Source organism: Rubritalea sp., from assembly GCF_039830215.1.
Classification (GTDB): domain Bacteria; phylum Verrucomicrobiota; class Verrucomicrobiia; order Verrucomicrobiales; family Akkermansiaceae; genus Rubritalea.
The window spans coordinates 1-11,577 of sequence record NZ_JBDOPO010000288.1; the positions used below are offsets into that span (position 1 = coordinate 1).

Genomic DNA, 11,577 nt, shown 5'->3' on the forward strand with positions numbered 1-11,577 from the left:
AATCTTCTACCTCCACTCGTGGTATTCAGCCAAAGAAAGCTCGCCAACTCATCGCTCGCGGCTTCTGTGTGGAAGTCATCGAACGTATCGGCAACGAGCCGCTCGAGGCGCTGGTGCTCAGCTATGTCGATGCCAAGTTTGGCAGCATTGTCTAATTAGTTCTACCCATCTGTTAAAAAAGGCGACCCCACACTGGGGCCGCCTTTTTTTTGTTTATAAACTTGCACGCCTAGTAACGCTCAATTTTCATACATCAATCACGCGCATTTACTCATGGAAAAAGAAAACAATACTTTCGAATTCTACGACACCGACCCACTAGTCAGAGCCCAAGACTTACTGCAGGAATGGAAGCCGAATTTGAGTAAACTGAAGCAACGTGCGATTGCACGAAAAGCGATAGATATCTCGCACAATTGCCTCTCGGCATGGTTGGTCCTCACTAGAACCTATAGCCGCTTCCCGCAGTCCAAAGAAAAAGCTCTCAATGCCATTCGCATTGGGAAAGCTATTCTCCCCTGCCCATTTGTGCTCAGTACTGAGACTGGAGAAGGTAATGAAAAAGCAATCAGCAAGCGCGAGCTCGATGTGCAAGAACACAGCTTTCTCTCGATCATCCAGCACATGGCTAAACTTTACTTCAAAACTCAAGACTACGCCTCAGCCATTGATGTTTTAGAGCTAGGCCTAAGCTATGCCGATGACGACCCACTCCAATTGCGGGATACACTCTGTGCCACGTTGCTATTTGATGAGCAATTCGAGGAAGCTCAAAAATTGGTTCATAACACACATTTTGAAAAATCTCTAGCCAGCAGTGTAGCACAAGCCTACCTCCACTTTAAAGCCCAACTCCCACACTGGACTCCAGATCAAATGGATGAGATTGGCGAGCAACTTTGCGGTCACACCCTCTGGCAATGGGCCCATAAACAATCGAATGGTATGAAGCGCCACTTCCGCGCTATCAATCACGCCAACCCGTTCTTTGCAGCCTTCATGCTCAACCCTGAGTGCAGAAAGATTAAGCTACCGTTAGCTCTCACCGCCCGACATGCTTCAGAAGCTCTTTCAGTGGCGCAGGTGCACCAAGAGCTTTGGGCTGATGAAGAGCTCCCACTCAAGCTACTAGAGGAATTTCCTTGGGAAAACCCGACAAAAAAAGAGATTCTAAAAGAGGACAAACCGTTGCTTCTCGCCACCATAAAACAGCTAGAGAAACACAGAGAACTATTGCGGCAACAGGCCGAAAAAGAGCACCTAGACGATCACCATTACTACTGATATTTTAGGTGTACTCACACAGTCACCCGTATGGCGCTCGTGGCTCATGACTATTTTGACTAGCAAAGTAGAGGAAAAACGCATTCTCCTCACCCTGCCTCTCTGCGAGATACTGTAATCCTGGTTGCCCTTCTCTAATTTTTCTCCCAATCATCACCTAACAACTCTTGTAACTGGGATTTCAACTGCACTTCTTTATCTCTATACTTATAACTATGACGTACACGTAACAAAGGTGTACCGATGTGAGAAGCTGTGCTAGCTGGTCGCATATCTTATTCCAGTTCCATCACTGGCTTGAATCTTTTTTTGCGGCCTACTCAATGTTCTGCTTACTATCAAACACTGCTACTGGCTCTTTATCAGCTCATAGCAAGTCAATGGGCAGCAGTACGCCACGTCCCATTATGAAGCGAATGCCCAATAGCCGGCAGATCATTTCCCCCGCCTCTATGGGCATCACTTTTGCTTAGAGCGTTTAGCCTCCTCTTTGGAACTAAAGGGGATCATCTTCTTGGTGTAGGTAATGAGCTCATGGATTATTTCAGCTGTGCGCGTGCGTGGTGGTTCCCCATCGTCAACATTGATACGTACTCGTACAGTTTTGATTTTTGCTTCCTCTTCCATGCTGCTCATTTTTCGTTCATAGTCTTTTTAGCGACATATTCCAACATTAGAATATCTAAAATTGAGGTTACACTCATCCATAAACAACCTAAAACAAGCAAGTCCTAGATGCGAAAATGTTTAAAGTTCCTCAGAATTACCGTATTGCGCCAAATAGAATAATAGCCAGGAGGCTTTCAGCTTCTGAGCTGAAAGGTGCCGTTGCGCCATAAAAAATGACTCCCTGATGAAAGTACTATCTGGAATCATGAGCGACAAAAGTAAAATACAGTATCTAGAGAGCTTTAGGTGCTCAATCCTTCAGTACTCTAGATTGGCTAGAGGTGGTAAAATATCACATGGAGGTGGCAGCAGCTGCTGCTGTCAACTCATGTGGAGCCCGACACTTTCTGAGATGTACAACGGCTGGTGTGAACTATCCACCCTCTGGCGCAATAGTGGTTTTGAAGTCCCTGTCGGTCTACTCAAAGTCAAGGGTGCCTCTCGAGATGCTAGGATCTTACCGGAACACTAACAGGGAGCTTCTCAATAAGACTAGCGAAGATTTTCTACTCAGAAAGCCCCAAAAAATGTAGAATGGATGTGCTCCAGACTAAACAAAAAACGATCAAGCCCATCTAGAGTAGAAGAAACAGGAGAGCGTAAATCAGCTAAGTCGATGGGGAGCATGATTGATGGCTCTACTACCTCAGCGTTTCGCGTATCATTCTTTCATGACGCGACACGAATATTAACTCACGATGGCCCTATTTTACGGCAAATTAAGCTGGATCATTAGTGCCGTTGATGTCACTTCTCAGCTGCACTGATTTACGATGGGACGCTTTTACCACGATCCCATCAGCCGGGCCGAACAACCACGCGAGTATGAATAGGCCTGCGCCAGCAACCACCATTGCCGCTGCAAATGAGCAGTCCATCCACACGTAAAAATACAATCCAATGATGGATGATAGAGCAGAGTGCACAGCAGAAAGCAGAAGCATCGTCTTCAGCTTATGGGTACAGAGATAGGCGCTCGCCGCTGGGATAATTAGTAGTGCGATCACTAAAATTGCCCCCACTGCCTGGAACGAGGTCACTACAACCATCGAAAGCACCGCCATCAAAATGTAATGCACAATACGCGGCCGATAGCCGATCGACGCAGCCATGCCTGGATCAAATGAACTCATTAACAACACGCGGTAACTAACAATAACAGAGAGCATAGTGATAGCAGCAACAATCGCTGATGTTATCAGAGGCTTGGGAACTACATGGCCCAGGATGGTTGGCCCACCGTAGTTGAGGGTATCCACCAGATTACCGTAGACCACACAGTCAGCATCAATATGGACTTTACTCGCATAGACACTCACCAGAATCACACCAATCGCAAACAGACTCGTGAATGCAATACCAATAGCAGCATCTTGCTTCACCCGTGTCTTACCATGGATTAGCTCGATCATAAATGTTACCAACATGCCAGCGCCTGAGGCCCCGACTAACAACCAAGGTGAAGAAAGATCTTCGGTGAAAAGAAAGGCCACCACGATGCCAGGCAGGACACTATGACTGATAGCATCTCCCACCAGTGACATCCTGCGAAGCACAAGAAAAGAACCTAACTGGGAACATGGTAGAGCCACGAAAAATGCCATCAACAAGAGGTAGATCACACTCTCGCCTCCTAAAATAAAGGGTCTTTCTATCCAATCAAACATACTAGTAACCCGTTGCTCCCTTCTGTGCTACTTTCTTGCCTTGCTGAGCCATCACTTGACTCACTGATGGAATCGGTTTCCCATGCGGGTCCAATGCAGGGAAATCTAAATCACGTTCGAGTCGGCGTACTGTGCTGGCCCCAATGACGTGCTCTATCTTTTCCGCGTCGTCGTGCACGTGGTCAGCTTGGTAGTCAGCCTGGTTAGTTAGATAGAGCTCCCAGAGTCGGTGATTTCGTACGATCTCTACCGCACGTTTCCAGCCAGTGGGCGTTAGATAGACGCCAGATCGTTCATCATCCCATGATGCTTCCTTTGATATTGTGAGACGTGAAATGTCACGTTTCACATGTTCCTGCGATAGCTTTCGCACTTGTGCTAAGTCGTTTACTCCGACTCCATCGTGAGCAAATCCATCATTCTCAAGCATCTTATAGATAGCCTTCAGAGTGTTCTCTCGGTTGATTCGCTGACGACGGCGCAGCACCTTGAGCGACTTTGCAATAACTCCATGCTGCGGCGCCATAAGATAAACAAGCCCAAAAATGACAGCCGCGGTCAGCGCGATCAATGGTCCAGTAGGAATATCTATGGACTCTACATGAAGTGAACCGTAGCACCCGATCACGCCAGAAGCCACAGCGAAGCCGACCGCATAAATCATCAATCTACAAAGCCTATCAGTGAGAAGGTAGGCCGTTGCCGCTGGTGTGATCAATAATGCTGAAACCAAGATCACCCCCACTGCCTGCATCGACACAACCACTGAAAATGTGAGCAATGTGTAGAAAATAAAATTGAGCCATTTCACTGGATAGCCGAGAGCGACTGCAAATCCTTGATCAAAACTCACCACTAAAAGAGGACGGATCAACAACCACACTACGAGCACTAAGACCACAGTCGTCCAGAACATCGCCGATAAGTCTGCGTCGCTGATCATCGAAGTATTTCCATAAATGAAGGAACTTATTCCCGCTCGGTTATCGATAAATTCCTTCAGGCCTGACTGCATTGCCAGACCAAGGCCAAAGAAGCTGGCCAATACGATGCCGAGAGCAGCATCCGACTTCAGTCGAGTCGTCGCCTCTATCGCACGCACCGTTCCCGCACTCAATAAACCAATCAACACAGCACAGGTGAAAATGACCCAAGGGTTGCGGTCGATCTCTAAGATGTGGCACATGATACAACCCAGCACCACGCCCGGTAGCACAGCATGTGAAAGTGCGTCACCAACCAAAGCCTCTCGTCTAACAACGACGAATGCCCCGAGCATACCCGAGGCTATGCCTAGGATGATCGTAGCTAGAAATGCCTTCTGAGTGATGGTGAAGGCGGCTAGCGATATGAAATCATAGTCCATTGCTAATGTGATAACTCCTATTAAATTCGGGAGCGGATCGCTCGGTTATTATGTTATTACGTGAAGTCGACTCGATCATTTCCACTCGGAAAAGGCCTATGACTCCTCGCCCGTGACTAATGACCATCCCTTTTTGCAACTTTGTCAGCCATTTCACTGAGTACAGTGAGTCGACCGCCATAGGTTTTGTGTAATAGTTCTTGGGTAAAGATGTCTTTAGTTTCCCCTTCTGCGACCAAACGCATGTTGAGCAAAATAAGCCTATCGAAATACTCCTGAGCTGATTGCAGATCATGGTGTACGACGATTACCGTCTTACCATTTGCACGCATTTCGTGGAGTAGCTTGATGATCGCAGCTTCCGTTGCAGCATCCACTCCTACGAATGGTTCATCCATCAGGTAGAGGTCGCTGTCTTGCGCTAGCGCACGGGCTAAGAAAACCCGCTGCTGCTGGCCACCACTAAGGTTACCAATTTGACGGTTGGCGTAGGGTAGCATGCCTACTTTGTCGAGCGCCTCACTCGCAATCGTGCGCTCTTTTTTGCCCACGCGCCTGAACAAGCCTAGCTTTCCGTAGGTTCCCATCAGGGCCACATCCATCACGGTCACCGGGAAGTCCCAGTCGACACTCTCGCGCTGCGGCACATAGCCAACGCGGTGTAGGCTTTCCTTCAGCGGCTTGCCAAAGATTTTCACCCACCCACCGGATGACGGGACTACACCCATGATCGATTTGATGAAGGTTGACTTCCCTGCTCCATTGGGTCCAATCACTCCAACCAGACAACCTTCTGGAATCGCCACGTCCACACCGTAAAGAACTGGCCGTTTATGGTAGGTGACAGTGAGATCGTGTGTCTCAAGAGCTGGAGTGTTCATGACATGTTAGACTTTGGCTAGATTAGAAATTTGTGATTGTAAGATTTGAGCCCTACTAGTGCTCTCTGAATCTAGTAAGTGCCTATAATTTCAAATAGCAAATCTCAAATTCCAAATGGGAACGCTTACTTCAAGCCTTCAACCACCGTATTCACGTTGTGCTTGATCATGCCGATGTAGGTTCCCTTGTCGTAGCTCTCGCCATTGATTTCAGCTATATCACCAGGTGTGCCACATGCGTCAGAGAAAAGGTGGACCTCACTCACTGCGACACCTGCTTCGTTAGCTACAGCTTTGATGCCTTTGTCATTCACACTTGATTCGGGGAATATCATTTTGAGCTTGTTCTCCTTGATGAAGGATACTAGCTGATTTGCGGCACCGAGGCCAGCTTGGTCATCTGAAGAAATGCCTTGGAGGCCTTTTACTTTGAAACCAAACGCATTACCGAAGTAGGCAAACGCATCGTGGCTTGTCACCATCACACGCTGGCCTTCTGGAACCTCTTGCGCACGAGCTGTCGCCCACTTTTTGAGCTCAAGAAGCTCAGCGCGGTATGCTTCACCACGTGCCTTGAAGTCCGCAGCGTTCGCAGCATCAGCAGCACTGAGGCCTTTAACAACTTCGTTGACCGTATAAGTCCAAATTTCTGGATCACCCCAAACGTGCGGGTCGTGCCCACCTTCTTCTTGGATGATGTACTCGTGCGGAATAGCGTCGGTCACTGCGTACACCTTCTCGCCTTTGCTCGCGCGTTTTTCGAGGCTATCCTGCATTCTGCCTTCGAGGTGAAGACCTGAGTAGAAGACCACATCAGCACTGTTGATCGCCGCTGTGTCTTCGAATGTCTGATCGTAACCGTGTGGGTCGACCGTTGGATCCATCAAACCGGTCACTTCGACTTGGTCGCCGCCAATCACCTTGACCATATCTGCCACCATTGTCGAAGTTGCTACTGCGCGTACCTTGTCGTCTGACTGCCAGATTGTAGTCGATTTCTTACCTCCACAGCTTGTGAAAGCTACGGATAGCGCTGCTACTGCAGCTATCATTAGTTTTGTTAGTTTCATAAAATTATTATTTTTCACTGAAAGGTTAAAATGCTGCGGAAAACCTCACTCCACCGATGAGAGCGTCGCTGACATCCGTGCTCCCTGACGGATTAATGATGTACTGAAGCTCAGGCTGAACAGCAAAGTGCTCATTGATTTGAAAGCGGTAAAACGCATCGATAGCGCATTCGTCTTTGGCAAATCCTGCACCATCGTTTGCGTATGGGTCATCAGAAAGGTTCACATATGTCATATAAATTCCTGCTGAATCAGAAGTACGACAAGCTAGCGTTCCCTCACTCATGAGGCCTAGTGCTAGATGCTGGGATACCTCACTCAAGTTTTCGTCAGCTGTTGCGAATTGCGCAAATGCGTAGAGACCTTCAGCTGAATCTTCACCTCGCGTTGTTAGCCGTTGCTCAGCATTAAAAAAGAATCCATAAGTTCCTGATTCAGAACCACCAGAAAAACTTTCGAAATCGCCCGTATGGTACCAAGCACCACCACTGAGACGCCCCTCACCTAGGGAGAAAATTCCATCCCAAGTTTGTTCACCTTGGAGGATATGGAAGTAATCGTTAGAGCTATCACCAGAGAAATACGAAGATGGTCCTCGTCGCCCAGTTTCCACCCCATCGACAGCGGCACCACCATCGTAAAGACCGTAGCCTAGGGTGAATGCCGCACCGTCATTTTCAGCCAAAGTAGCAAACACGTTCACACTCATTGCTGGGTTCGGGTAAGTTGGTAAAGTAAAGATCGTTGGCGAGAAACCAGCTGATGAATTCGAAAAATTGCCACCTGCATCGACGTAGTTGAATTCACTATTCGCATCGACTTTTCCCACTTTTATCCGGTATTTCCCATCGGCAATTTTCTGCTCAAACCAAAATTCGTACAACACATCTAGCGACCTCGCTGACTCGATATTTGTGTAGCCTTGGATATCGGCCGCATCAGCAGATCCTCCATCCTCAGCATTCACATGAAGATATTTTGCAAACACTGTCGCCCCCTTTAGGCCAAAAATAGTTTCGAGGTCGAACTCGGCATCAAAGACCAACAAATTACGATCAGACCCACCATGCTTCACACCACCGTTTAACACGTTAGTGTATTCGTATAGGTACTCACCTGCAATAGAAACCCCCGCATCGCTCACCTGCTCTAGTGAATCTTCAAATTTATTGATCAGAGTGCCTGATTCAGAACCTTCATGCTTCTCGATCACGTGTTTCTGGCCATTCAGACCATGATGTAGGTGTGCCGATTGTGCCATAACTGAAACAACGGACGCTGCTATTGTTCCAACCAGGAGTAATGTGCTATTCATCTTATATACTGCTAAGTTTAGATCACTCGAAAGAGAGAAATGTTCATTTTCCACACTAGCTAAATATCGGTGCATGGGGCGAACGGACTTGTAGGAAGTCAGCCAATAATCGTCAACAACAAACATTAGCTCAGGCTAATTTTATTCACTTAACTTCACTTTGTGATTCAAAACTAAGAATAGTCTGAAGACCGAGCTAGGAAAGATTAACTAAAGTAGAGCGCAAAGAAGCTCTTTTACCCAAGCTATCAGTAGAAATCACTTTCTTTTTAAGCCATACTGACCAATGGTAGAAACATAAGCATGAGCGCACTTACTTTCAGTCCAATCGAGGAAATCATCGCAGATATAGCCGCTGGCAAGATCATCATCTGTGCTGACGACCCAACCCGCGAAAATGAAGCAGATCTTATCTGTGCAGGTAGTTTAGTCTCCAAAGAAATAATAGCCTTCATGGCCACCTATGGGCGCGGACTAATCTGCGCACCTATTTCTGCGGAACAGGCAAAAAACCTAGACCTACCACAGATGAGCCGTCGCAACACCGAAGCTCTCAAGACAGCCTTCACTGTCTCAGTCGACGCCAAAGATGGTATCACCACAGGTATCTCTGCCGCTGACCGCGCCCTCGCATTGAATATTTTAGCTAACCCTAAGAGTTCTGCTGACATGTTAGTAAAGCCAGGTCACGTCTTCCCTCTACAAGCAGCTGAAGGTGGCGTACTCCGCCGTACCGGCCACACAGAAGCAGCCGTTGACCTTGCCCGCCTAGCTGGACTCGAACCAGCAGGTGTGATCTGCGAGATCATGAATGAAGACGGCGAGATGGCCCGCGTCGGAGACCTCGGTGAGTACCAGCTACAACATGGTCTCAAAGCCTGCACCATTGCACAACTTGTGGAGCACCGACGTAAAGCCGAGAAGCTCATCAATGCCACTGAGATCATCCAGCTCCCAACAGATTTTGGAGAGTTCGACTGCCACCTCTATGAGAGCGATCTCGACGATTCCCATCACCTAGCGCTCGTGCGTGGTAAGATCGATCCTAACAAACCCACCATCGTTCGTGTCCACTCTGAGTGCCTCACGGGAGACGTCTTCATGTCCCGCCGCTGTGATTGCGGTGGTCAGCTTCACCAAGCACTCGAACACATTTCGAAAGATGGCGGGGTATTACTCTATCTTCGCCAAGAAGGCCGCGGGATTGGCCTTCCTGCAAAAATCCACGCCTACAAGCTCCAAGAAGAAGGCTACGACACTGTCGAAGCCAACGAGAAGCTGGGTTACGGCGCCGACCTTCGTGATTACGGAATGGGAGCTCAGATCCTACACGACTTGGGAGTGCGCAAGATTCGCCTGCTCACAAACAACCCGAAAAAAATGGTAGGTTTGCAAGGTTATGGGCTAGAAATCGTAGAGCAGTTACCGATCAAACAATGCTCTAACGAGCACAATGAAAAGTACCTCAAGACAAAAAAGGAGCGCATGGACCACCTTCTCTAGCCCAAAACCTTTTAAATAAAAAACGTCTCCACCCGTTGGTGGCGTCTGAACATATTCCGGTGTAATGCGACCCCATTGTGTTGAACTACGCTCACCGACTATGTTTCTCATTCACCTCAAATCCATTTAACTAATGCCACAGAAAACTAAAGGCGCATGGGAGAAATCCATGCCTAAAGCTCAGTTCGACTTCATGCGTGAAGTTCTCGCCGCACCCAGTCCAATCGGCCTCGAGGCCGCCATGTCATACGGCGTACTTAAGCCTGCTTTTGAAAAGTTCATGCCTAAGTCATGGGGGATCCACCAGTTCAAAGGAAATGCTGGCATAGTAGTCGACACCCACCCTGGCTGTGACGACATGACATCTGTGATGCTCATCGGTCACGCCGACAAGATCCGCCTTCAAGTGCGTAAGATCGACGCCGATGGAAAAATATGGATCAACACTGACTCCTTCCTCCCCTGCACACTCGTGGGACACGAAGTCACACTTTTCTGTCAGGATCCTAAAAATCCAGACAAATACCACAGTATCGAAGGCGGCACAATCGAAGCTCTCGGAGCCATTCACTTCTCCGAGCCAGCACAGCGTACTGGCGCTAAAGGCCTCAAGCCAGAGATGATGTATCTCGAACTCCAAATGTACGGAGATGATTGCAAACAGCGCATCGAAGACCTCGGAATTCGCGCGGGCGACCCGCTCATTCTCAAACGCGCAATCAAGCGTGGATTCTCAACCGATTCCTTCTACGGAGCCTACCTCGACAACGGCCTTGGCTGTTTCGTTGTTGCTGAAATAGCTAAGCTGCTGGCGAAGTCACCACTCAAAAACATCCGCGTGCTCTACACCATCGCTACTCACGAAGAAATCGGTCGCTTTGGTGCCACAGCTATTGCGGGAGAGCTCAAGCCAGATATACTCATCGGCTCAGACGTCAACCACGACTACGATGCTGCACCTGGAATAGGAGCAAAGCGCATGAATACTCTCACTATGGGCAAAGGCTTCTCCATAACTAAGGGTTCCATCACTAGCGAGCACCTCAACACCATCATCGAAGAAGCGTGCATGACAGCAGGAATTCCTTACCAAATGGACTTCTCCGGCCGCGACACTGGTACGGACGCCATGGCTGCTGCTCTTGCTGGATTCGACGCAGCAGCGACTTCCATCGGCTTCCCAATCCGCAACATGCACACTATCTCCGAGACCGGTCATACAGGCGATGTTCTCGCAGCTATTCACGGCATGATCGCCACCCTTCGTGCTATGGACAAAATGAACCGTGGTAAAGGCATCACTCGTAATGACCTCAAGAACGGCCACCCAAGACTCGATACCGCGAAAGCTCTTAAGTCGTAGTCGCTCCCGTCAAACTCCCCAGCCCTGTTCGCTATTCAGCGACAGGGCTTTTTTTTATGCCTGCTGAGCCGAGAGACCTAAAGCTCCTTCTCACACCAAAATCACTCAACTACTTCATCACTATAAAAAATACTGTCACATTCCCTGTTAACATTTCCTGAGTGGTTCCCTTCAATTAGTGACTCTGAGTATTCAATCACTCATGCCGCTATGCTCTAGTTCGATGCAGATACTGATACAACATGGAAATACTGAATAACGTGAGCCACGTAGCAGTAAGGGATTAATCATAAGAAAGTAAGGACGCAAGTAGATTTGATGTCACACGCTCTTCCTTACTTCGCTTAAAGAACAAAGACCCAAACACACTTGAGGGCACCTCCGGCAACTCCCGTTGTCGGTGTGTGAGTTATTGATTCTTTAAATTTGCGAGCATAGCTCGTTTTGTCGATAGCCACC

9 protein-coding genes are annotated in these 11,577 nt (G+C 48.3%); 3 read left to right on the plus strand and 6 right to left on the minus strand.

The annotated features are described in order from the left end of the window. Positions 1-273 precede the first annotated feature (273 nt). Positions 274-1,284 carry a hypothetical protein gene (locus ABGY95_RS09545; RefSeq protein ID WP_347441449.1) on the plus strand — a complete coding sequence of 337 codons (1,011 nt, stop codon included), beginning with the start codon at positions 274-276 and terminating at the stop codon, positions 1,282-1,284. Positions 1,285-1,743: 459 nt separating this feature from the next. Here the strand turns inward: ABGY95_RS09545 and ABGY95_RS09550 are convergent, their stop codons facing one another. From ABGY95_RS09550 to ABGY95_RS09575, 6 genes are all read right to left on the minus strand, one after another. Further along, the gene (locus ABGY95_RS09550) at positions 1,744-1,911 is read right to left on the minus strand and encodes a hypothetical protein (protein WP_347441450.1); all 168 of its coding nucleotides are present in this window, start codon (positions 1,909-1,911) and stop codon (positions 1,744-1,746) included. A gap of 761 nt (positions 1,912-2,672) precedes the next feature. Further along, positions 2,673-3,620: a metal ABC transporter permease gene (locus ABGY95_RS09555; protein ID WP_347441451.1), complete on the minus strand. Its 948-nt coding sequence runs from the start codon at positions 3,618-3,620 to the stop codon at positions 2,673-2,675. A gap of 1 nt (position 3,621) precedes the next feature. Beyond that, positions 3,622-4,986, minus strand: a complete 1,365-nt coding sequence (locus tag ABGY95_RS09560; protein WP_347441452.1) for a metal ABC transporter permease — start codon at positions 4,984-4,986, stop codon at positions 3,622-3,624. Between the two features lie 116 nt (positions 4,987-5,102). Next, complete coding sequence (locus ABGY95_RS09565) at positions 5,103-5,867, minus strand: metal ABC transporter ATP-binding protein (RefSeq protein ID WP_347441453.1); 765 nt, start codon at positions 5,865-5,867, stop codon at positions 5,103-5,105. Between the two features lie 125 nt (positions 5,868-5,992). Next, entirely contained in the window at positions 5,993-6,937 is a 945-nt protein-coding gene (locus tag ABGY95_RS09570) for a zinc ABC transporter substrate-binding protein (protein WP_347441454.1), read from the minus strand. A 25-nt stretch (positions 6,938-6,962) separates the two neighbouring features. After that, positions 6,963-8,252 (minus strand): carbohydrate porin, encoded by a 1,290-nt coding sequence (locus ABGY95_RS09575; protein WP_347441455.1) that lies wholly within the window; start codon positions 8,250-8,252, stop codon positions 6,963-6,965. 303 nt (positions 8,253-8,555) lie between these two features. Here ABGY95_RS09575 and ABGY95_RS09580 point away from each other — a divergent pair, with 303 nt between their 5' ends. Beyond that, positions 8,556-9,755 carry a bifunctional 3,4-dihydroxy-2-butanone-4-phosphate synthase/GTP cyclohydrolase II gene (locus ABGY95_RS09580; RefSeq protein WP_347441456.1) on the plus strand — a complete coding sequence of 400 codons (1,200 nt, stop codon included), beginning with the start codon at positions 8,556-8,558 and terminating at the stop codon, positions 9,753-9,755. Positions 9,756-9,888: 133 nt separating this feature from the next. Then, entirely contained in the window at positions 9,889-11,118 is a 1,230-nt protein-coding gene (locus tag ABGY95_RS09585) for a peptidase M42 (RefSeq protein ID WP_347441457.1), read from the plus strand. Positions 11,119-11,577: the final 459 nt, after the last annotated feature.